Here is a 22750-nt window from a genome sequence, read left to right on the forward strand (position 1 = left end):
TAATTAATTGTTTTGAACGATCGTATCGGCAACAATTCTAGTTATTTATTATTTTGAAATCCTCATGGCATCCAATACTAAAAAATTACGGACAAAACTTTACTTCGGTTTTTTTGTAATTCCGGCGACCATTTTAGTTGGAATTAGTATTTATTCACTTTTATCTTTTTTCCGGATCGATCGCGAAGTCGGTCTCATTTATGACGATCGTATCGTTCCTTTACTACTGCTCAAATCTGTCGAGCAAAGTTATGCGGTCGAGATTATCGATGCAGCCAATAAGGTGAATGAAGGAATCATGGGTCAGACCGAAGCTTTAGCGATTGTAGAAACTGCTCAAAATAATATTTCCCAAAAGTGGAGCGACTATACAGAGATCGAAGTAGAGGAGCGAGAACGGCAATTAATTAAAGAAGCCCGCGATCGCTTTGCGGTAGCCGACGTTCAAATCGAACAACTGAAAGAGAGTTTGAGACGGGGCGATCGCGATCGAATTGCCCAGTTAGATGGGGAACTATACCGGACGATCGATCCGGTCTCGCAAACCTTGAGAGAACTCAGTCAAATACAGTTAGAAATGGCGGCGATCGAGCGGGAAAAAGCAGGTAAAATCGTTAATGAAACGGTTTGGATTTACACGATTTTACTGGCGATCGCCGTCGTCGGCGCCTCTCCGTTCGGCTATGTTTTCAGTCAGTCGATCCTGTCCAAATTGCGAGAAACAGTCAATCGGGTCAGTCGCAGTTCTAGCGAGATCGCCGCCGCCGCCGAAGAACAGGAAAAAGTGGCCACCCAGCAAGCGAGTGCGGTCAATCAAACCACCAGCACGATTGAAGAGTTGAACGCTTCGTCACAACAATCGGCCCGTCAAGCTCAAGTCGCCCTCGATCGCGCCAAACAGGTACTCACCCTGGTCGATAGTGCCAGCGTACACTACGAGGGGGTTCGCGATCGCGGCGAAGGACTGCGCCAGAAAGTCGATCGGATCGCCGAACAAACCGTCACCTTGATGGACCAGGTTCAAACGATCGATAAAATTGCCGATATGGTCAGCACTCTGGCCAATCAAACGAACGTCCTGGCCCTCAATGCCTCCGTAGAAGCGGTGCGCGCCGGAGGGCAGGGAAAAGGGTTTGGCGTGGTCGCCAGCGAAATCCGCAAACTTGCCGACGAAAGCCGCAAAGCTGCGGAACGGATCAATCAACTGGTCTGCGAGATCGAAAGTGCCACCGATCGAACCGTTCGCATGAGTGTGGAAGGAAAACAAACCGTCGGTATTATTGTCGAAGCTATCAATGAGATTGTGGTCAATTCCCAGCAAATTTCCCTGACTTCCAAACAACAGGCGATCGCCCTCGATCAAGTGGTCACGGCGATGAGCAGTATCAATGCAGGGTCGAAGGAAACGGCAAGCGGGATCGCACAAACGAAAGAAAGCACGCACAAGCTCAACGAAGCGGCGCGGACGTTAAGTTCGATGGTTTGAAAACGCTTCCCCTGTAGCGATTCCCCGCACCCGCTTTCCGACTCTCCCCTGGGCTATTGAGAATTTGCACCGAATTGGGCATAGTAGAGGCACTGAGCGATTGACGACTCATCACCGGAAAGGCTCAGCGCCTCAAGTATCACGGAAGATTCATCAGCGTGAAGTTTATTCGTCCCCAGGGTCTCGTTCCCGACAAAAAAGCCAACCCCGAGCGATCGCAACCGACCGAGATCGAAACGAAAGGCTCGATCTGGCGCCGGGGTGCTGCCAGCGTGCTAGAAATTACCTTGCTCGTGGCGAGTACCCTCGGACCGTGGGGTGCGGGGGAATATCTGCGAACTCACGATGCGGGGGGCGATCGCGTGCCGCTCCATCCGGTATTGGCTCGAGCTCAAGATGCGATCGCGCCAATTTTGGCGTTGCCGCGTCCTTGCGACGATCGCACGGGACGGTCTTGCGTGGAGCGCGTTCCCCCGGCAACGAATTTACTGTGGATGGCGGCGATCGTCGCTCCGGTGACCCTGGGAGCGTGGCAACTGTACGCTTTGGGCAAAACGGGTCAAACTTTGCCGAAACGCTGGTTTCGGGTGAAGGTGCTGGCGGTGGACGGGCAAACGCCGGGTTGGTTCCGGGCATTGCTGCGCGAACTGGTGGGGCGTTGGGGGCTTGGTGTAGGTTTGGCCTATTGCCTTTGGCGTTACGGCGGTGCGGTGCCGGATTTGACGTTACTGGGGGTGTTGGCGGCGGGCAGTTTGGCGTTAGATAGTTTAAATGCCTGTTTCGATCGCGATCGCCGGGCCTTACACGATCGGGTAGCGGGAACGTTGGCGATCGATGCGGCGTTGGAGAGTTTCTACACCAGTCCCTTACAAAACTGCACGGGAACCCAGGGCGATCGCTTGGATAGGGTAAAAACTTCTCAAGCGCACCGATCGACCTTCATGGATAGTAAAACTAAGATTTCCCCGGTTCTCGCCCCTGCCGAACAGGTGCCCGCCGGGATGGACTGGATGCGGCGCCCGCTCGGTTGGGGCCTGGCTCTCGGGATCGGGCTGAGTACTTTTCTCGTCACTTGGATGGGCACTCAGATTTACATCGAGGGACAGCAAACGTTACGCGATCGCGCCGAACGCGAACGGGAAACGTTTCTCGCGCTCGTGGAAAAATTCGCCCCGGACGAACGCCAGGGCGCCATCCTCGCCCTCGGCAATCTCGACGCCCCCGATGCGGGGATTCAATTGCTCGCGGACTTACTCGGACTCGAAAATGATGGCGATCGCCTCGAAGCCATCCAACAAGCTCTCGTCAGTAGCGGTCCGCGCGCCCTTCCCTATCTCAAAACCGCCAACCAAGCGGTGAGAACCGATCTCGACGCTTTGCGCTACAGCGCCGATACCGCCCAACGGCAAATCGTCGAGCGGCGCCTGCAAGCGACCCAACGGGCGATCGCCAAACTGTTAAAAATTCATAGTGGCGATTTAGAGGAAATCGACCTCAATCGCACCCATCTCGGACGCCTCGATACCGATGCCGCGTTTGCTCTGGTTCTCGAAAAAACCGATTTATCGGGGATTCAACTGCGCGGCGCCCGACTCGACGGCGCCAGTTTTCGCGGCAGTCTCTTTTACGGGGCCGGGAGCGATCGCCGTTTCGGTACCTTCGACGATCGCAAGGCGGATTTGACCGCCAGCACCCTCACCGATGCGGACTTGCGCGGCGCTTTCCTCTCTCAGGCGATCTTAGAAAATACCGACTTGCAACGCGCCAATCTCAGCAGCGCCAACTTATCTCAAGCGAAGCTCAAACGCGCCAATCTCAGCAGCGTGCGGGCGATCGATACGGACTTCCAACAAGCGACCCTCGCCGAAGCGACTTTTACCGGAGCCAATCTCGGCGAGGCCAATTTTGCGGGAGCCCAACTCGACGGCGCCCGCCTGACGCGCGCCGAAGCCGTGGGATCGAACTGGCGCGCCGCCTCTGTGGTGCGAACGAATTGGCAAGACGCCGATTTAACCACTGCCGATTTTACCCAAGCGAACTTACAACAAGCCAATTTCAGCAGCGCCCAACTCAACGGCGCCGACTTCACCGGGGCGAATTTGCAACAGGTGAATTTTCAACGCGCCGATTTGAGTGCGGCAGTTTTGCGCGGGGCGACTCTCGACGGCGCCGATTTTCAAGGGGTCAATTTCACTGTTTCCTCGCCGTCCGAAGAACCGGATTTTATTAAACCTTCTTCGGAGTCCGAGGGGGTCGATTTGCTGACGGGGGTCAATTTTAATGGGGTTCGCAATTTGGACGATCGCCAGATCGAGTATATTTGTGCGCGAGGGGGGATTCACGATCGCTGTTCCCCCGGCGCCGAGTCGTGGTAGAGATGGCGGCGATCGCTTAAGCTAAAATCGAGCGGATCGGTTCGATATCGATGGCGTCTATTTAGGTGTATGGAGGAGTAAGGAGATGACCCGTTTTATCAGTTTCGGTTCGGCTTTGGCGGCGATCGCCCTGGGCACCTTCGCCAGTTTGGGGGCGATCGTCCCGCGCGCTAATGCTCAAGCGGCTTACGGCAGTTACATCGGCGTCGGCGGTTCGGTTTCGACCACTGAAAATCCGGACGGCGATCGTGAAGCCGCCGGGATTGTCGCCGCCCGTTATAAATTCTTGACTTTACCGATTTCTTTACGCGCTCAAGCCTTCTTCAATGGCGACGGCGCCGCCGTCGTTCCTACCCTCTCTTACGATATCCCGATCACCTGGCAAGCCGATGTCTACGTCGGTGCGGGTCCTTCTGTCGTCTTTTCGGGGGATACTCCCGTTGGCGATCGAACCAGTATTGCCATTCAACCGGGGATCGATTTTGCGATTCCCAATACCCGCATGGTCGTCTTCGGTAACGCGATTTTTGCTTTCGACGCTTACGAAGATGAGGACGATACCGCGATCTCCGTCCAAGGCGGTCTCGGTTTGAGATTTTAGAGTTTTTTAGATTGTCTGTTAGCGCGCGGGCCGGGAAAAGTAGGAAAAGGGCTTGCGCGACTGGTTTTTTCTTGGTATTATTTTTAATATAATCGAGGTGTTTGCATTTTTAAAAATCCTGTCAACACCCCCATTATAATATAAAAGTTTACCAGGAAACCTGCCTCGAAAGCAAGCCCTTTTTAGGGTTTTTCGCGTATCTTTTTGTAAAAAAAAATAATAAAGTCGAGAGAAAAGCTTTACAAAACGAGCGGCGTTCGCGCTCATCGTCTCCAAAGGAGAATCGCCCCTTACCAAATGCCGGGAATCAGTTTTTTACTAGACTGTGCGTATTGGGGATATTCCGGGTATTTTTCGAGGCGGGACTTCTCCGTTTTACTCATCAAAGAAAGATAGAGTGCGGCAATAAAAACAGTTAATCCATAAGCCCAAGGGGAACCTGCAAGGACGCTAAAACTGAGATAGCGCAATAAGTCGGCAAAATAATTGATATGCCGAGAAAAACGCCAAACGCCATCGGTCACTAACCCCGCGCCGTACTGTTTCGCCGTTAATTTCTGCACGTCTGCACTCGTATTAATTAACGAACCGAACGTGTAAAGAATTAAGGCGATCGCCCCCGTTAAATAGGCCAGAGGTTCGGGATTCGTAAACGCGAAATAACCCGGCATGGCATAAAAAACGCCGACAATTAACAAACAGAGAATCACCCCGATCGCCGAAATCGGTTCGGAAAAGATCGCCTTGCGGCGTTCGGGATACAGCCACTGTTCGAGTAACCACCAGACGCAATAACCGCCATGCAAACATAAATACAGGACCTGTCGCCAGTCCTGAATCCTGAAAATCAAAGCACAAGCGATTAACAAAACGAGGGTCAAGGTTTTGGCGAGATTAATCGCCGTCAATTCCGTCATTCGAGAGGATTGTACTGCACTATCTTGCATGGGCGACCTCTTGAAATATTGAGTATTGTCCAGTTTACCGATGTCGGTGAACGAGAGTGGCATTGGCTTGATCCACGGGAACCACCAACACTTCAGAAATGTTGACGTGAGGGGGACGAGTGGCGCAGTAGAGAACCACGTCGGCGATATCGTCCGGGGTCAAGGGGGTTAAATCTTGATAAACTGTGGTCGCGCGATCGCGATCGCCGTGGAAGCGAACGATACTAAATTCCGTTTCCACTAATCCCGGTTCCACCTCCGTAACGCGGACGGGAGTTCCGATTAAATCTTGCTTGAGACCGTCAGAAATGGCGCGGACGGCGGCTTTCGAGGCGCAGTAAACGTTCCCCCCCGGATAGGCGGCGCGTCCGGCGATCGAGCCGATATTGATGACGTGACCGCAGGCGCGATCGACCATTCCCGGAACGATCGCCCGAGTAACGTAGAGTAATCCCTTCACGTTAGCGTCGATCATCTCTTCCCAATCGTCGATATTGCCTTCGTGAAGCTTGTTCAACCCGCGACTCAATCCGGCATTATTAACGAGAATATCGATCGCCGCCCAAGAATCGGGCAGATTGGATAAAGTAGAAGCCACCGCAACGCGATCGCGCACGTCTAAGGCGAGTAAATGGGTTGAAGTGCCGAATTTTTCCTGTAATTGCGCGCCAAGCTGTTCGAGGCGATCGAAGCGTCGCGCGGCTAAAATGAGCTTGGCCCCCGCTTCGGCGAAAAAATGAGCGCAAGACGCCCCAATTCCACTGCTGGCGCCAGTAATGAAAACGATTTTATCTTTAACCGAAACCATAAGTGCTGTGATTCAACAACTGCGATCGACTGCCAGCTTAAACTTATCAGAGAAGCCGTGAGGTGGTACACCCACCATCAACGCCGACTCGCCACGCAAACGTACTTCGACATCGCGACGGCGAGAGTCGAACCACTGTTTTTCTGGTAGATGGCGGGAGGTCAAAAAATGCACCTGTTGGTTAGAAGACCCGCGTAAACCGCGATTGTCGTCGTATTCGGCGAGATATTGCCCGTCAATTAAAACATCGATCGCCGCGAGAAGGCTAGAAATCTGGGGATCTTGGCGCGATTTGAGCTGTTTTAAGGTAAAACCTGTAAAACAAATAATCGATAAATCCCGTCGTTGTCGCAAATAGAGACATAATTCGTTTAATGCGGCGACTTGCAACATCGGTTCCCCGCCAGAAACCGTCAGTCCGTCGAGATTGGGGGTATTTAAAATCAGGTCACCCAGTGTTTGAACTTCGACGAGATGGGCAGTTTTTTGGTCGATCCAATCGGGAGAGACGCATCCGGGACAGTTGAAGCAGCATCCTTGTACCCAAATCACAAACCGCCGTCCCGGACCGAGGGTACGAGTGGCGGGACAGAGTTCGGCGAGATTGAGTAAGGACATTGGAGATTGTATAGATTTTAGAGATTAGATGTTGGATTTTAGATGTTAGATTGTACAGTTGGAATTGTATAGAAATCTGATATCAGCTCAAATTTTCAAGCTGCCCAATCTTGGCAGAGGGTTTGAGCTTGGGCGATCGCAGTCTCAATCGCTTTCGGTTGTTTGTCCGGGGGATACCCGTGCTTTCGCAGCAACCGTTTGACAGTGGCTCGCATTTTGGCGCGAACCGTTTCCCGTTCCGTCCAGTCAATCGTTACGTTTTTGCGAATCGCTTCCACGAGGTCGCGAGCGATCGCCTTGAGGGTGGTATCTCCCAGTATTTTAACCGCACTATCATTCACCTCCAGCGCGTCATAAAAAGCGAGTTCGTCTTCAGTCAAACCCAGTTTTTCTCCCCGTTGGCTGGCTTCTCGGATTTCCCGGGCAAGGTCGATTAGTTCTTGGATGACTTGCGCCGATTCTATCGATCGGTTTTGGTAGCGTTTGATGGTATTCTCCAGCATCTCCGAAAACTGCCGAGACTGCACCACATTACGGCGCGATCGCGAGCGAATCTCATCCCTAAGCAGTTTTCTCAACAGTTCCAGCGCTAAGTTTCTCTGGGGGAGTCCGCGCACTTCTTCTAAAAAGCCATCGGACAGGATGGAAATTTCGGGTTTGTTGAGTCCGGCACTGGCAAAAATATCGATCACCTGGTCAGAGGCGATCGCCCGGGTGACAATTTGCCGCACTGCGGCATCGAGTTCGGCTTTCGTTTTGCCTCCTTCCACGGTGTTTTTGGCGAGGGTGGCTTTAATCGCCTGGAAAAAGCCCAGGTCTTCGCGAATGGCGATCGCCTCGTCTTCGGTAGCGCATAACGCGAAGGCTTTGGACAGTTCGGTAACGGCTTGGATGTAGCGTTGAATGCCGTTTTCTGCGACAAACTCTGGGCGTAAAATCCAGTCGGTGGCGTTGTTCAAAAGGGCGAGCCGTTGGGGTGGAGTAACCGTCTGGAAGCCAGAGTAATCAAAGCCGTGAAACATTGCCGCCACGATTTCGTATTTTTCCAGCATTACGGTAACTGCTTGTTCGATGGGGATGCCGGTTTCTATGCGATCGCCTTCGGTGTAATCTTTGAGCGCGTTTTTGAGGTCTTCGGCAATTCCCAGATAATCTACCACCAGCCCCCCGGGTTTGGAACCAAACACCCGATTAACCCGGGCGATCGCCTGCATCAAGTTATGACCGCGCATGGGCTTATCGATATACATGGTATGGAGGCAAGGCGCATCAAATCCCGTCAGCCACATATCCCGGACGATCACAAGTTTGAGCGGGTCGCTGGGGTCGCGCAACCGTTTAGCGATCGCATCTCGCGCTTTCTTAGACCGAATGTGGGGTTGGAAGTTCTGCGGGTCGGAGGCGCTGCCCGTCATAATTACCTTAATTGCCCCCGTCTTATCGTCCTCATCGTGCCAGTGGGGACGTATTGCAATCAATTGGTTGTAGAGGTCAACGCAGATGCGGCGGCTCATGCAGACAATCAACCCTTTGCCCTCCATCGCTGCGAGACGGTTCTCGAAGTGCCCGACGATATCCTGGGCAACTTGGGCGAGTCGTTTTTCCGCGCCCACCATCGCTTCCAACTGCGCCCACTTCCGCTTGAGTTGCTGTTTGGTGGATTGCTCCTCCCCTTCGGTGAGTTCTTCAAAGTCAGGGTCGATGGTGGGTCTCTCGCTCTCGTCTAAGTTGATTTTGGCGAGTCGGGCTTCATAGTAAAGTTTAACGGTGGCTTTGTCTTCGACGGCGCGGTGAATGTCGTAGATGTCGATATAGTCGCCGAAAATCTGTTTAGTGTTTTTGTCGGTGGCTTCGATGGGAGTCCCGGTAAACCCGATAAATGAAGCGTTGGGCAGGGCATCTCGTAAGTATTTCGCAAACCCGTAGGCGGTATAGGCTCCTGGTTCGCCGGTTTCTTTATCGGTGGTTTTGACGACTCGGGCGCTGAGGCCATACTGGGAGCGGTGGGCTTCGTCAGCGATGAATACGATATTTTGCCGATCGCTCAATCGTTCGTATTCTCCCCCCGGCGTGTCTGGGGCAAACTTCTGAATGGTGGTGAAGATGACCCCGCCAGAAGCCACCTGGAGTTTAGCTTTGAGGTCTTGGCGGTTGTCCGCTTGGGTGGGAGTTTGCCGGAGTAGTTTGCTGCATTTGGAGAAGGTGCCGAACAGTTGGTCGTCTAGGTCGTTGCGATCGGTGAGGACAACCAAGGTGGGGTTTGCCATTGCCGGATGCTGGATGATTTTTCCCCCGTAGAAAGCCATTGAGAGGCTTTTGCCGGAGCCTTGGGTGTGCCAGATAACCCCGACTTTGCGTTCGCCTTCGGGAGAGGTTGCCTTAATGGTTTCAGCAACGGCTTTATTGACAGCATGATATTGGTGGTAGGCGGCCATCTTTTTGATGAGGGTTTCGCCGTCTGTCTCGAAGACGATAAAGTAACGGATTAAATCCAGAAACCGGAATTTCTCAAACACTCCTTTAATAGTGATTTCTAGTTCCGGGATGCCTTTGGGTGCGAGGTTCTCTCCATCGATGGTACGCCAGGGCATGAAGCGATCGCGGTCTGCTGTCAAAGACCCAATCCGGGCGGTTCTGCCATCGGAGATAATCAGGGCTTCGTTATAGGTAAAGAGGCTGGGGATATCTTTTTTATAGGTTTGAAGCTGGTTAAAGGCTTTCTCGATATCGGCGTTTTCGTCGGCGGCATTTTTCAGTTCAAGGACGGCGAGGGGGAGTCCGTTGATGAAAACTACCACATCGGGGCGGCGGTTTTGGTGTTCGATGACGGTAAATTGATTGACGACTAACCAGTCGTTATTTTCCAGATTATCCCAGTCAATTAACCGGGCTTGGTCATTAACGGTGCGATCGCCTCGTTGGTAAGCGACGGGGACGCCTTCGATAATGAGTTCGTGAAAACGGCGGTTGTTTTCGATGAGGTTCTGGGTTTCACCGCGCAATACTTGGCGGATGACTTCATCTACAGCGTCATCGGGTAGCTGGGGGTTAATTTGGGCCACACCACCACGGAGGCGCTGGGTTAGGATAACTTCGCGAACGGTTTCGCGTTCGGCGTTCGGTTCCCCTGGGGCGATGTCAGGGCCATACAGGATACTGTAGCCCAGTTCCTCAAAGTAGTAGAGGGCGGCTTCCTCAACGTCAGATTCGGTAAACTTACTCATGGCTAGGGTTTTTAGAGTCTTTTATCTAGTTTGCCATTGGCGCATGGCGATCGTTTAGATAGTTTGAGGTAAAGGTTGATAATGAAGTTGGATTAACTGAGTGATGTTGAGCGTCTCCACCCCATAGGTTTTACCCTCAAGGTCCACAAATTCCACCTCAAAGACATTCGGTTCGTAAACTTCGACAATTGTCCCCACTTGGCCTTTGTAGAGGTTTTGTTCGGGTAAATCAGTATTTAAGGCGACTACATCTAAAATTTTCATAATTTTTTTCTCGCTTAGATCAGGTAGCAGGTAATGAGTCTGGGAAAATCTCGGATGATTTCACAGTCAAGCTGGTATTTTTGCCCGTAAGGATTGCGGTTTGTGGGAATCACTGCTTACTCTGGGTTGTTTAGTTTCACGTCACCTCCTCAACGACTTTTTCGGCATCTTTGACGCGGATTTCGCCGGATAGGAGTTTTGGCAGAAGGGTGTCACGAATAGAGATAATCGTCCGGGATTCAAGATGGGTAAGAATAAGATTTTCTAAAAGTGGTATCATTTTCTGGTTTGCCGCTTCTATAACGTTAGAAGGGGGTACAACTACTAAAGCTGCTGTTAGATGGTGACGTTGGATGTGTCCCATTGTAGTAGCTTTACTTGCTGCAATAGATCGAAACTCCGGCAAGTGAAATTTAACCCATTCATAATAAAAATATTTTGGGTATTTTTTAGAAGTAATTTTAAACAAATGTTGGTTTAATGCTCCTTTGCCACCACACCATATAACCGCTTCAAGGCTTCCCGACCATGAGAAAAGTACATCTCCATCTTGAATGATGTATTTTTCATCAATATTAGGGCTGGCCTTACCACTAGATTTTGTTATTCCTTTTCTCAGTTCAGCAATTTTGATTACTGGTAAATAATCGTCTTGATCTGGAGGATATTTTTGGAGAGCTAAACCATTTAAAAAATCAGCTATCTGATCTAAGGATGTTACTCTCCACCCCTTCGGAATCTTACCCAGGGGCGAATCCTCAAACTCATCTGGAAACAGCGCCGCCGTTTCCGCATCCATGCCTGCGGGTTGTCGTCCTTCCATCTTGGCGCGAACGGGGTCGAAGTCGATAAACCAGGATTTGAAGATGGTACGGGCGATCGCCTCTAGGGTCTGGTTCATCTGCTGGTTCAGTTCGATTTTGTCGTCTAGGGTGCCGAGAATATGCGCGATCGCTTTTTGCTCATCTAGTGGAGGAAGAGGTATTTTTACTGTTTCGGCAAAATTTGTATATTGAAACCTAGCAACTCCTGTATGTTGAATTTGATGCTTTTCCATTTCCCCTGTTTCATAGAGGTATTGAAGATACCAAAAAACATACTCAGGCTCTGCTAATTGTGAATCAACTCTTAAAAAACGACTAAAACTAGCACAAATTAAAGATAAGTTACTTTTTTTAAACAACCGTGACTTCAAAAATACAGTTCTGCCTGTAGGTTGATTTTTTGTTCCTCCTGCTGTTTCAATTAAAATATCATTTTCTTGAAGCTGTTTACGTGCAGCTAAACGACTTGGAATAAATCGAATAGGAACTTGAGATAAATCGCCATATCTTACTGAGGAAAAGTCGGTTCCTCGAATAACAGCCATTTTTACACTATCTTCTATAGGTTCACCTTTTCCCCATTCACCATCTCTAGTAAAAACCAATAAATCTTTTAATAAAGCAAAATTAATCACAGTACCCCAACCCCCACAAATTCTCCCGAATCACCTTCTCTAACCGCACCGACTCTTTAAACTGTGCGTACAACTTTTTACTCAACCTTTCCATTTTTTATTCCACCTCCCCCAACTCCTGCAATATCTTTTGTACCGTAACCTTCAACGGCGGTAAATTATTCTGCACGATCGCCCAAACCAAATTTAGGGACACCCGGAAATACTCATGCACTAATATCTTGCAGTCGTTCCGCCTCACGCCTCATAGCGCTATAGCCTCCCGCAGAATGCGCTCCCGAATGCCTTCTTTCAACATATCCACTGTGGCAATATCAACCTGGCGATCGAGTAGGCGTTCTAAATCCAACAACAGCTCACCGGGAAACCAGGGCGTGATTTTCTCTAAATCGTAATCAACCAAAAAATCAATATCACTATCTGCCCTCGCTTCTCCCCGCGCCACTGAACCAAACACCCGCACATTATAGGCGCCGTGCTTTTCGGCAATGGCTAGGATCTCCCCTCGGCGATCGTGTAATAATTCCTTGATACCTAAGCCAGTTCTAGCGGCGATCGTCATAACCTCAACCTCCTCAAATTCTCGCGAATCGTCGCCTCTAACCGTCCCAACGGCTTAAACTCTCCCTTCAACTTCTGCATCAATTCTCGTTTCAAAATACTTTGCTCTCCCTGCATCATTTCCTCAATCTTTGATCGCCACTCTTTTTAACTCAGCCAGCAACCCAGCTTTATTCAACTGCCCTTTAACCACCCGAAGCACCAATTCATACGCCTGCTCATCCGTCAGCGTGAGGCTATAACCATTGACCCGTAAAAACGTATCCATCACCGCAAATGCTGTTCGTTTATTGCCATCAATAAACGGATGATTCATTGCCAAATGATAAAGATAAGCGGCTGCTTGTTCGGGTATAGTAGAATGTAAAAACTCTCCGGCAAATGTAGCTTGAGGTTGTGCTAAAGCCGAGTCGAGTAACCCTTCATCGCGCAAACCTGGTGTGCCGCCAAAACTCTCGATTTGGTCGGCATGAAGTAGCAGAGCATCTGCACGAGTTAAAAAATTAGGAATTGGCAAGGCGACGGTACACCTCCTCTCGCTCTCGCTTTGATTCCAGATAGGCTTGCCATACAGGGTCAGACTCAGTGGAGCTAGATTTAAGCGATCGCACAAACTCCAGCACCTTACCTAACTCGGTTTCAGATATCTGCTCTAATGCTTGAATCAATTCTCCCTTAACTGTCATAAATCCAACCTCCCGTTTATCCCACTCAGAGCGTAACTGATTGACCCACTCCTGAGCATCCTGCCCCTTTAACAAATTGGGAGCAATGCCACGCAGTTCTTGCCAGCTTCGTTTAGGTTGGTGTTGGGTTAACGTCCGCCGCTTCACTTGTTCTGTAGCGTGGCTAATCACCTCTAACTGTTCTTCGATTGTAAGCTGCTCAATTTCCTGCAACACCTGCTTTAACAATGGACTCATAGCCCCAACCTCCTCAAATTTTCCCGAATCGCTGCTTCTAGTTTCCTACTTTGCTCAAACGGTGCATCCAACTGCTTTATCAATTATTGCCTTTTTGTATCATTGATGAATAATGAGAGTATTTCGGCTAATTTCAATATAACTGTGCCGTTCCAAAAGCTCTATAATTTGACCTAAGTTTTGTTGAAATAAATTTTCTAGGTCATCATTTTTAATATTTCCCGTAGAAACCAGCAAAAGTTTATAAGGCTCCGTTTTGAGCAAAAAAGATTCTACAAAATCAGCATCTTTCGTAATCAAAACCCTCTTTTCTTGCATTGATAAAGCATTCAGATCTGAGTCAGGGGTAGCATTCTCTTGGGGTAAATCTCTCGTGTGAATCGCATCATAACCCGCATTTTGGAGGAACCGAGCCAGCCGCAGGGGAAGTTGAGCATCGACTAGAAATTTCATGAGGCCAGGGTATAAACCCGCTTAACCTGACTTAAACGAGCTGCAAACAGCAACGCCGATAAAATATCCGCTTCCTCCAGGTCTTCATAATCCGCCAAAATCTCCCCATGAGTCATACCGGAACTGAGCAGTTCTAGCAAAAACTCTACTGGATAGCGCAACCCTCGGATGCAGGGTTTGCCATGACAGATTTCTGGATCGATCGTGATTCGTTCTAACAGAGAATTATCCATGATGACTCGCTTCTATACACTTTTCCAGTATATCGACACCGCTACATCCCCAATGCTTTGAGGTTTTCCCGAATCGCTGCTTCTAGTTTGGCGCTTTCCTCAAACTGTGCGTACAACTTTTTACTCAACCGTTCCATCTTCTCCTCAAACGGCTCGTCATCCTCCTCTAGTTCCTCCGCCCCCACATAGCGCCCTGGAGTCAGCACATAACCATGAGAGACGATTTCCTCCAGGGTCGCACTCTTGCAAAATCCCGGCACGTCCTCATACTTATCCGCCCCCGGTTCCCCGCGCCATGCCTGATAAGTTCCAGCAATCCGGGCTAATTCCTCATCGGTTAGTTCCCGGTGCGTCCGGTCAATCAACGTCCCCAACTTCCGGGCATCAATAAACAGAGTCTCGCCCTTGCGGTTGCGACAGGGTTTATGTCCGGCAGTGGGTTTGCCCGACTTATCCCGCGCCACAAACCACAGACACGCCGGAATCTGGGTGGTATAGAACAACTGCCCCGGTAAGGCAACCATACAATCCACCAAATCCGAAGTGATTAAGACTTTGCGGATATCCCCTTCCCCGGACTGGTTGGAACTCATGGAACCATTCGCCAACACAAACCCCGCCATCCCATTCGGTGCGAGATGGTGAATAATATGCTGAATCCAAGCATAGTTAGCGTTGCCCTTCGGTGGCGTCCCGTACCGCCAGCGCACGTCTTCTGCCAGCGTCTCATTCCACCAATCGCTGATATTAAACGGGGGATTCGCCAATATGTAATCTGCTTTTAAATCTTTGTGCAAATCGTTGGTGAAACTATCCGCTTGTCTATCGCCGATATTGCCATCTATCCCGCGAATGGCTAGATTCATCAAACACAGCCGCCGCGTCGTCGGGTTGGACTCCTGACCGTAAATGGAAATATCACCTTTCCGTCCGCCGTGTGCTTCCACGAATTTCTCAGACTGGACAAACATCCCACCCGAACCGCAGCAAGGGTCATATACCCGCCCCTTGTAAGGTTGAATCATCTCGACCAACAGTTTAACTACTGATTGTGGCGTGTAAAATTCACCGCCCCCCTTACCTTCTTTCTCGGCAAACTGTCCCAGAAAATACTCGTAAACTCGCCCCAAAATATCCTTGGCGCGGTTCTCAGCATCGCCCAATCCGATCGTACTAATCAGGTCGATCAGATCCCCCAGACGTTGCTTATCCAAATCAGGGCGATTGTAATTACTGGGTAAAACCCCCTTAAGTCGAGAGTTTTCCTTCTCGATCTCCTCCATCGCGACATCAATCCGCTTGCCGATATCCGGTTGCTTGGCGTTGGCTTGAATTTTTGACCACCGCGCATCTTTTGGCACCCAGAATATATTTTCCCCCAGATACTCATCGCGGTCTTCCGGGTCGGTGTAGTCTGTTTCTTGCCTTGCCGCCAGGTCATCGTAGAGTTCCTGGAAGGCATCAGAAATATACTTGAGGAAAATCAGCCCCAAGACGACGTGCTTGTATTCGGCAGCATCCATGTGGCCGCGCATCTTATCCGCAGCCGCCCACAAGGTTTGCTCGAAACCGAGATTGGCTCCATTGCCATTTTGCTTGTCGGTGGATTTAGTTTTAGCTTTCTTAGACCGGGGCATTCAATAACCTAATGACAAATAACCTAATAACCGAATGACAAATTGAACGATCTGGAATCTGTTTAGCTAATGAGAGGCTCGGGGACGCTCTCACAGTATTATCTCGTTCCCTACCCTAACTTTCAACTGGGTTGAGTGATGCGGTAGGGGAATCACGGGGTTGATGGATTCGGAGTTTCGATCGGCCAAGATTGAGGAACGCAGCGATCGCGCCACAGCTTACAATAAAGGCGAGTTGATTGCTATTGTGACTTTGACTTCCCCACAGTTTGCCCTTTCCCTTCATACCAGCAGCCCCGAACTCGGTCTGGCGATCGCCGACGCTTCCGGACAGACGCGCTGTCAAACCTGGGATCTCGGTCGGGATCTCTCGGTTCGGCTTCATTCCCAGTTAGTCGAATTTATCCGACCGCAAACTTGGCAAGATTTACAATATCTCGTCGTCGCTAAAGGTCCGGGAAGCTTTACCGGAACGCGCATCGGTGTAGTGACGGCGCGAACCTTAGCCCAACAACTCGACATCCCCTTATTTGCCGTATCGACCCTGGAGGCGATCGCCTGGGATCTCCTGACGCCGAAATCCGGTCTGGACTCCTCGGAAAGCGAACACGGCGCGATCGCGACCCATCCCCCCAAGAGAATCGCAGTTCAAATGCGCGCCCAACGGGGTCAACTCTACGTCGCCCTCTTTCTCCCCCCGGCGTCGCCCGATCTCGGTTTGAGCGCCGAACTGCCCGATACGGTGATGTCTCCGCAAGAGTGGGACCGTTACCTCGATCGCCTTCCCCATCCGTACCGACGGGCGATCGCCCCGGACGCCCTCGGATCCACGGCTAGCGCCATGTTGGGGATCGCCCGCCAACAATGGCTAGCAGGCAAGCGCCCCCACTGGTCGGCAGCTTTACCCTTTTACGGACAGCATCCGGTGGACTGATACGAAATCGAGTTCCCCCTGTGGTGGGGGCATCGGGTCGCTTTTCTCTTGCCTTACCACATTAATTGACTATTGTCAACCCTCGTTCCACATTCAAAGCTACAGTTAGGACTCGGAACTCCCTTCATCGCTGCTGCTGGGGGGAGTGGCGACCGCATCCTTTTGCTTTTGTTGTTGGGCGCGTTGTTCGCGTTTTTTGCGATCGGCGGCGATGATATCTTCCATGACGCTACGCGCCTGGGTCATTTTTTCGAGGTTACTTTGATAAAGTTCGACGTCTTTCTTAATTTTTTCTTCGGGTAAACTTAAAGCAGCCGCGATCGCGCTAAACAATTCTTCCCGTTGTTTGGCATCTTTGAGAGCATTGGCTTGGGTTTGTTCGAGTAAAGTAAACAAACCGATGCCGAACAGGCGGCTGTATTTAAACTTGGGATTGCTAGAAATTTCTGAGAGCAACTGTTGGAGTTCCTGGGTGCGATCGTTGCCCTCAGACCGCTTTAAAACGCCGAGGATTTCCGTATCGGACAGTTCCCGGGTCGAGTCGAGAATCCGTTGGGCGTCGCTGCGATACTGCTGGGGGTCGGCTTCGATCGAGTGACAGAGGGCGTTAAAAATCCCCTCGCGATCGCGTTCGGGACGGTAGCCTTGCATGAAGCGATCGAAGGACGTCACTACTCCCAGAGCATAGATCGGATCGTAGTGAAAATCTGTATTCACCGACAGCAGGTGCATTTCGACCATTAGCTCCTCCACCACTCGCCGATAAATCGAGTTAATGGGACGAGTGTGAGTCGAGTAGAAAGCTCGTTTGGTATCTGAGACGGTGCGGACGTTATTCACGGGCGGAATATTCAAAGGAGACGTAAAACCCATTGTCCCGCTTAAGCGGAAGTTTGCCAAGAGAGAATCTTGGGATCGCCCACTTGCGCTAGTTTTGAACAGCGATGCGCGATCGCGCATCGCTTTTAGGGATAACGGACACGAACAGCGATGAGCATTTCCCCAACACTGAGAACCCTCGCTACTTACCTGGCGGGAGAATTTGACAATCGAGAGCAGGCGATCGCCGATCCGGCGTGGTACGTCCACTTACGATTGTGGCAACGACCCGTACCGCAACCTCTTTTCGGCGAAAACAGTTTAGTGTTGTTTGCCGAACAAGCGAGCGTCGTCAACCTCGAACAGGCGTACCGACCGCGCCTGATGGAACTGAAAGCGATGACCGACCCGGGGGAGGCGGGCGATCGCCCACCCGAATTCGTCGTGCAGTATTACATGCTCGAAGACCCCGGAGCCTACCGAGGCGCCGGACGCCATCCGAAATTACTCGAAACACTCACCCCGACTGCCTTAGAACGGCTACCGGGGTGCAAGCTAACCGTCACCCGGCGATCGCGAGCGGATGGCAGCGATGAGTTTTCGGCAGTGTTGCCGGAGTCGTCGCGCTGTTGCTTCAGCTACGAAGGACAAACCCGCCAAGTCCATCTCGGATTTGACGTTTCTGCCGATCGATTGCTCAGTCACGACAAAGGCATAGACCCAGAGACAGGCAAACCCTTATGGGGTGCCTTGCTCGGTCCATTTGAGTTTCGCAAGCTCCAAGACTTTGCCAGAGAACTGACCCCTTGAAGCCGATGGCGGTGGAGAATTGAGATTTCCGATGCCGAGGTCAACGCAAACGCATTATCATTCGGCGATCGTCCATCTCGGTTCTCCATCAAGCACTCGGAATGCGCGGCACGCCTTCGAGTGCTTCTTCTTCCGTTTCAAAAATTTCAAAAACGGAATCCATCATCGTCACCTCAAACACCAATTTGGCTTCGGGGTGAACGTTACAAATGCGAAAACTGCCTTTCACTTTGTCGGCATCTCTCATGCCTGCCACTAGCGACGTCAGACCGGAGCTGTCGATAAAGTTAACTTGACCCAGGTTGACGACAATGTGACGGCTCAGTTTAGAGATGCACTCCTGCAATTTGAGGCGAAATTGCCATGCCGTCGTGATGTCGAGGCGTCCAGTTGGCGCCAAGACAATCACGGTCGTCCCGTCTTGGGTCGTGTGGGTTTTCTGCTCGATATGGATCACGGACCCTCCCTGTTACGCTAGTTAGCCTACCTCGCTTACGTAGTTTAGCTTAGACTTTCGAGGTACTAGCAGTCCACTCGGACCAATTTTGCGGTTTCAGGAAAGTTTCGTAAAGTTCGGCTTCCGGAGTATTCGCTTCGGGTTGATAGCCGTATTCCCAGCGTACCAGGGGAGGCAGGGACATCAGGATCGATTCCGTGCGTCCGTTGGTTTGCAATCCGAAAATGGTACCGCGATCGTAAACGAGATTAAATTCTACATAGCGACCCCGGCGGTAGAGTTGGAAATTGCGCTCGCGATCGCCGTACTCCACCGAGCGGCGGCGTTCGACAATGGGGCGGTAAGCGGGGAGGAAGGCGTCGCCGCAGTCGCGAACGAAGGCGAACAAGCTTTCCCAGTCGCGCGGCTCGATTTCGCCTAATTTCTGGCTGTATTGTGCCGCCAGACCGTCCGCGTCCGGACCGCGATAGAGTTGTCCGCGACCGTCTTGGTAGTCGAAGAAAATGCCGCCGATCCCGCGCCCTTCGTCTCGGTGTTTGAGATAGAAATATTCGTCGCACCAGCGCTTGAACACGGGATAATATTCGCGATCGTGTCCGTCGCAGGCGGCTTTGAGGGTTTGGTGAAAATGGGCCGCATCCTCGGCAAATGGATAGTAGGGGGTCAAGTCGGCGCCGCCGCCAAACCACCAGACCGGGCCGGCTTCAAAATAGCGATAGTTCAGGTGAACGGTGGGAATGTAGGGATTGCGCGGGTGCAGGACCATCGAGGTTCCGGTAGCGTAGAACCCGTGTCCTTCGGCTTCGGGCCGTTGTTTTAAGATCGAGGGGGGAAGCTGTTTGCCCCAGACTTCGGAGAAGTTGACGCCACCTTGCTCGAAGATGCCACCGTCGCGAATGACCCGAGAGCGACCGCCGCCGCCTTCGGGACGCTCCCAAGAATCTTCCTTGAAGGTGCTGACCCCGTCGAGTTGTTCTAAACCGTGACAAATTGAATCTTGCAGCGATCGCATGAATTGACTGATTCGTTCTCGCGAATCGGCAGGCGGTAAAAACTGGGTATCGATCGCTTCAGAAGTGGAAGAAACTGTCATAATCTCAACTAAATTCTCGTGAACGCGCGATAAAACAACTCATTGCGAGCGGATGAGACGAACACCGAGGCCGATCGCACGGCGATCGTCGCCTCCGCGCACGAGAGACTCCCTTGACACCGCGAGATCGCGTCAGCTTTAGGGAACCTCGAAAATCATATCTACCTTAAAGAATTCCGGGTCAACTATTTTCCGATTTACATATTACTATAAGAAAAGATACATTAATCAATAATTGTGAATCGGTGCAACAACGATGATAAAATAAATGCCTTTTTCCGAAAACTTTTGCTGTCAAAATCTCAAGAATTGAGAATAGTTCGCTATAAGAGAAGGTTTGATTTTTCAGTGTAGCGCAAAAGCGAAAACAAAGAACTGCCGGGGAAACTCGCAAGGAAAGACCCGCGCGGCGATCGCGCGAGTGTATCACCAAAATTTATCGTTTGCCCAGACCGTCGAGCTGTTGCCCAAAATCATCAAAAATGAAGGTATTCTAGGAAACCGAGCGAGGAAAGCCCCCCTGGATTTCCCGCTTTTCTACTACAAAATAATTCTTAAACCCCTTGCAGTCGATCTTGGAGAACACCGATGTCCGACCCGCTCGATTCCAAAGCCGTCCTCGACGTTTTACGACCCGTACAAGACCCGGAACTGCAAAAGAGTTTGGTGGAATTGAACATGATTCGTAACGTGGCGATCGACGGCGATCGCGTCAGTTTCACCCTCGTGCTGACCACCCCGGCGTGTCCCTTACGCGAATTCATCGTCGAAGACTGCGAAAAAGCCGTGCGTACCCTCCCGGGGGTCGAAACGGTCAACATCGAAGTCACCGCCGAAACCCCGCAACAGAAAGCCTTACCCGATCGCCAAGGCATCGACGGCGTTAAAAATATCCTCGCCATTTCTAGCGGCAAAGGGGGCGTGGGTAAAAGCACCGTCGCCGTCAACGTCGCCGTCGCCCTCGCCCAAACGGGGGCCAAAGTCGGCTTACTCGACGCGGACATTTACGGACCGAACGACCCGGCAATGTTAGGATTGGCCGATGCGGAAGTCATGGTCCGCCAAGGACAAAATGGAGATGTCCTCGAACCCGCCTTTAACTACGGCGTCAAACTGGTTTCGATGGCCTTTTTAATCGATAAAGACCAACCCGTGATTTGGCGCGGTCCGATGTTAAATGGAGTGATTCGTCAGTTTCTTTATCAAGTACAGTGGGGAGAGTTAGATTATCTGATCGTAGATATGCCCCCGGGAACGGGTGACGCGCAACTCACCGTCGCTCAAGCGGTACCGATGGCGGGAGCGGCGATCGTCACCACCCCCCAAACCGTCGCCCTTTTAGACGCGCGCAAAGGCTTGAGGATGTTCCAACAATTAAACGTCCCCGTCTTGGGAATCGTCGAAAATATGAGCTATTTCATCCCCCCGGACCTGCCGGACAAGCAATATGACATTTTTGGTTCGGGAGGCGGCGAAAAGACTGCAGAAGAATTGGGCGTCTCCTTACTCGGATGCATTCCCTTAGAAATCCACTTGCGAGAAGGCGGCGATTCGGGGGTTCCCATTGTCATCAGTCATCCGGAATCGGCTTCCGCTAAAGCCTTACAAAAAATTGCCCGCCAAATTGCAGGTAAAGTTTCTGTTGCCGCACTGGCTCAGAAGTAAACAGTGAAATCGGAAAAGGAGGTCGAAAACATCCGTCTTGTCCTTCGATTTCCTTTTCCTTTTGCCTTTTATTTAAACGGCTCGAAGATGTTTCAAAGGTCGCTCTGGAATCGCTGGAGATCCCTGTTCCACCCCTGGCAGGAAATGGATTGGGTGCTGTTTTTAACCACCGTCGTCCTGACTGTAGGGGCGGCAGTGGTCATTTACAGTACCGAAGTCAATCAAGACACTAATTTCGGTTGGCAACACGGCACGATCGGTGCGTTGGGGATCGCGATCGCCCTGGGGCTAGCCCGGTGGCGTTATGAAATCCTCATTCAATGGAAATGGTGGATTTACGGGATCACCAACCTGTCGCTGATTGCGGTGATGGCGATCGGAACGGTAGGAGGGGGGGCGCAACGCTGGATCTCCGTGGGAGGGTTTCACATTCAACCCTCAGAATTTGCCAAATTAGGCGTCATTATCACCCTAGCGGCCTTACTGCACGATAAAACGGCTTCGAGCATTCAAGCGGTCAGTAAAACCCTCGCGGTGGTTGCGGTTCCTTGGGCGTTAGTCTTTCTGCAACCGGATTTGGGAACCTCGTTGGTGTTTGGGGCGATTACCTTGGGAATGCTCTATTGGGGAAATGCCAATCCGGGATGGTTGATCTTGTTGGCGTCGCCGATCGTGTCGGGGGTTTTATTCGGGATTTACATGCCCGGATGGTTTTTGTGGGTGGCGCTGATGGGGGTTGTTGCTTGGCTGACGATTCCGACAACGCGCTACGCTTCTTTGGCGGCAGTCAGCGTTAACTTTTTGTCCGGAAAGCTGGGACAGTTTTTGTGGGAATCGGTCTTGCAAGACTATCAAAAAGACCGCTTGATCCTGTTCCTCAATCCGGAGAAAGATCCCCTCGGTGGCGGCTATCACTTGATTCAGTCGCGGATTGCGATCGGTGCGGGGGGGGTTTACGGCAAGGGATTGTTTAACGGAACCCAAACCCAACTTAATTTTATTCCGGAACAACATACGGACTTTATTTTTTCGGCGATCGGCGAAGAGTTGGGGTTTGTGGGTGCGATTTTCTTGTTGCTCGCGTTTTGGTTGATTTGCTTGCGTTTGGTGGCGATCGCGCAAACGGCGAAAGATAATTTTGGCTCGTTACTGGCGATCGGGGTATTGTCGATGCTGGTGTTCCAGGCGATCGTCAATATCGGGATGACCATCGGTTTAGCCCCGGTCACCGGGATTCCGCTTCCCTGGATCAGTTACGGGCGATCGGCACTCCTAACGAATTTTATGGCGATCGGCGTCGTCGAATCGGTCGCCAATCACCGACAGCGAAGGAAGTTTTAACCCCGGGCGGGCAAGTGCTTGTAAGCTGGAAAAGGAAAATCG

The 22750-nt window shown here is 51.2% G+C and carries 23 protein-coding genes; 7 read left to right on the plus strand and 16 right to left on the minus strand.

Annotation, left to right across the window (positions count from 1 at the left end):
- Positions 1-64: 64 nt before the first annotated feature.
- The 3 genes from JJD41_RS07000 (at position 65) to JJD41_RS07010 (ending at position 4462) form a co-directional block, all read left to right on the plus strand.
- A complete protein-coding gene (locus tag JJD41_RS07000) occupies positions 65-1486 on the plus strand; it encodes a HAMP domain-containing methyl-accepting chemotaxis protein (protein WP_200665298.1) in 1422 nt (473 codons plus the stop codon).
- Between the two features lie 158 nt (positions 1487-1644).
- The gene (locus JJD41_RS25665; RefSeq protein WP_200665299.1) at positions 1645-3861 is read left to right on the plus strand and encodes a pentapeptide repeat-containing protein; all 2217 of its coding nucleotides are present in this window, start codon (positions 1645-1647) and stop codon (positions 3859-3861) included.
- A gap of 85 nt (positions 3862-3946) precedes the next feature.
- A complete protein-coding gene (locus JJD41_RS07010) occupies positions 3947-4462 on the plus strand; it encodes a hypothetical protein (RefSeq protein ID WP_200665300.1) in 516 nt (171 codons plus the stop codon).
- Positions 4463-4752: 290 nt separating this feature from the next.
- On the opposite strand, the gene JJD41_RS07015 is transcribed toward JJD41_RS07010, so the two are convergent.
- The 13 genes from JJD41_RS07015 to JJD41_RS07080 form a co-directional block, all read right to left on the minus strand.
- The gene (locus JJD41_RS07015; RefSeq protein WP_234488535.1) at positions 4753-5472 is read right to left on the minus strand and encodes a DUF1295 domain-containing protein; all 720 of its coding nucleotides are present in this window, start codon (positions 5470-5472) and stop codon (positions 4753-4755) included.
- A complete protein-coding gene (locus tag JJD41_RS07020; protein WP_200665301.1) occupies positions 5444-6217 on the minus strand; it encodes an SDR family oxidoreductase in 774 nt (257 codons plus the stop codon). The genes JJD41_RS07015 and JJD41_RS07020 overlap by 29 nt, the downstream gene beginning before the upstream one ends.
- Positions 6218-6229: 12 nt before the next feature.
- A complete protein-coding gene (locus JJD41_RS07025; protein WP_200665302.1) occupies positions 6230-6835 on the minus strand; it encodes a 4Fe-4S single cluster domain-containing protein in 606 nt (201 codons plus the stop codon).
- Between the two features lie 95 nt (positions 6836-6930).
- Complete coding sequence (locus JJD41_RS07030) at positions 6931-10059, minus strand: type I restriction endonuclease subunit R (RefSeq protein ID WP_200665303.1); 3129 nt, start codon at positions 10057-10059, stop codon at positions 6931-6933.
- Positions 10060-10113: 54 nt separating this feature from the next.
- Positions 10114-10323, minus strand: coding sequence for a DUF4926 domain-containing protein (locus JJD41_RS07035; RefSeq protein ID WP_200665304.1), 210 nt, complete (start codon positions 10321-10323; stop codon positions 10114-10116).
- Positions 10324-10459: 136 nt separating this feature from the next.
- Positions 10460-11782 (minus strand): restriction endonuclease subunit S, encoded by a 1323-nt coding sequence (locus JJD41_RS07040; RefSeq protein ID WP_200665305.1) that lies wholly within the window; start codon positions 11780-11782, stop codon positions 10460-10462.
- 97 nt (positions 11783-11879) lie between these two features.
- Positions 11880-12023 (minus strand): HepT-like ribonuclease domain-containing protein, encoded by a 144-nt coding sequence (locus tag JJD41_RS07045; protein ID WP_370583747.1) that lies wholly within the window; start codon positions 12021-12023, stop codon positions 11880-11882.
- A gap of 3 nt (positions 12024-12026) precedes the next feature.
- On the minus strand, positions 12027-12344 hold the full coding sequence (locus JJD41_RS07050; protein WP_200665306.1) for a nucleotidyltransferase family protein: 318 nt from the start codon (positions 12342-12344) through the stop codon (positions 12027-12029).
- Positions 12345-12467: 123 nt separating this feature from the next.
- Positions 12468-12860, minus strand: coding sequence for a type II toxin-antitoxin system death-on-curing family toxin (locus tag JJD41_RS07055; protein ID WP_200665307.1), 393 nt, complete (start codon positions 12858-12860; stop codon positions 12468-12470).
- Entirely contained in the window at positions 12847-13266 is a 420-nt protein-coding gene (locus tag JJD41_RS24685; protein WP_234488536.1) for a hypothetical protein, read from the minus strand. The genes JJD41_RS07055 and JJD41_RS24685 overlap by 14 nt, the downstream gene beginning before the upstream one ends.
- Positions 13267-13365: 99 nt before the next feature.
- Positions 13366-13719, minus strand: coding sequence for a DUF5615 family PIN-like protein (locus JJD41_RS07070; RefSeq protein WP_200665308.1), 354 nt, complete (start codon positions 13717-13719; stop codon positions 13366-13368).
- Positions 13716-13952 (minus strand): DUF433 domain-containing protein, encoded by a 237-nt coding sequence (locus tag JJD41_RS07075; RefSeq protein WP_200665309.1) that lies wholly within the window; start codon positions 13950-13952, stop codon positions 13716-13718. The genes JJD41_RS07070 and JJD41_RS07075 overlap by 4 nt, the downstream gene beginning before the upstream one ends.
- A 41-nt stretch (positions 13953-13993) precedes the next feature.
- Entirely contained in the window at positions 13994-15589 is a 1596-nt protein-coding gene (locus JJD41_RS07080) for a class I SAM-dependent DNA methyltransferase (protein ID WP_200665310.1), read from the minus strand.
- Between the two features lie 163 nt (positions 15590-15752).
- Here JJD41_RS07080 and tsaB point away from each other — a divergent pair, with 163 nt between their 5' ends.
- On the plus strand, positions 15753-16523 hold the full coding sequence (gene tsaB / locus JJD41_RS07085) for a tRNA (adenosine(37)-N6)-threonylcarbamoyltransferase complex dimerization subunit type 1 TsaB (RefSeq protein WP_200665311.1): 771 nt from the start codon (positions 15753-15755) through the stop codon (positions 16521-16523).
- 105 nt (positions 16524-16628) lie between these two features.
- On the opposite strand, the gene psb29 is transcribed toward tsaB, so the two are convergent.
- Positions 16629-17396, minus strand: a complete 768-nt coding sequence (psb29, locus tag JJD41_RS07090) for a photosystem II biogenesis protein Psp29 (protein ID WP_234488537.1) — start codon at positions 17394-17396, stop codon at positions 16629-16631.
- A gap of 117 nt (positions 17397-17513) precedes the next feature.
- Here psb29 and JJD41_RS07095 point away from each other — a divergent pair, with 117 nt between their 5' ends.
- Positions 17514-18152 (plus strand): chromophore lyase CpcT/CpeT, encoded by a 639-nt coding sequence (locus tag JJD41_RS07095; protein ID WP_200665312.1) that lies wholly within the window; start codon positions 17514-17516, stop codon positions 18150-18152.
- 88 nt (positions 18153-18240) lie between these two features.
- On the opposite strand, the gene JJD41_RS07100 is transcribed toward JJD41_RS07095, so the two are convergent.
- Positions 18241-18609 carry an STAS domain-containing protein gene (locus JJD41_RS07100; RefSeq protein ID WP_168569439.1) on the minus strand — a complete coding sequence of 123 codons (369 nt, stop codon included), beginning with the start codon at positions 18607-18609 and terminating at the stop codon, positions 18241-18243.
- 49 nt (positions 18610-18658) lie between these two features.
- A complete protein-coding gene (hemF, locus tag JJD41_RS07105; RefSeq protein ID WP_200665313.1) occupies positions 18659-19702 on the minus strand; it encodes an oxygen-dependent coproporphyrinogen oxidase in 1044 nt (347 codons plus the stop codon).
- A 588-nt stretch (positions 19703-20290) separates the two neighbouring features.
- On the opposite strand from hemF, the gene JJD41_RS07110 reads away from it, so the two are divergent.
- Together JJD41_RS07110 and rodA are read left to right on the plus strand one after the other, a co-directional pair.
- Positions 20291-21367 (plus strand): Mrp/NBP35 family ATP-binding protein, encoded by a 1077-nt coding sequence (locus tag JJD41_RS07110; protein WP_200665314.1) that lies wholly within the window; start codon positions 20291-20293, stop codon positions 21365-21367.
- Positions 21368-21454: 87 nt separating this feature from the next.
- Entirely contained in the window at positions 21455-22708 is a 1254-nt protein-coding gene (rodA, locus tag JJD41_RS07115; RefSeq protein WP_200665315.1) for a rod shape-determining protein RodA, read from the plus strand.
- Positions 22709-22750 lie beyond the last annotated feature (42 nt).

Origin of the sequence: Oxynema mangrovii CENA135 (assembly GCF_016632315.1) — a bacterium.
Classification (GTDB): domain Bacteria; phylum Cyanobacteriota; class Cyanobacteriia; order Cyanobacteriales; family Laspinemataceae; genus Oxynema; species Oxynema aestuarii.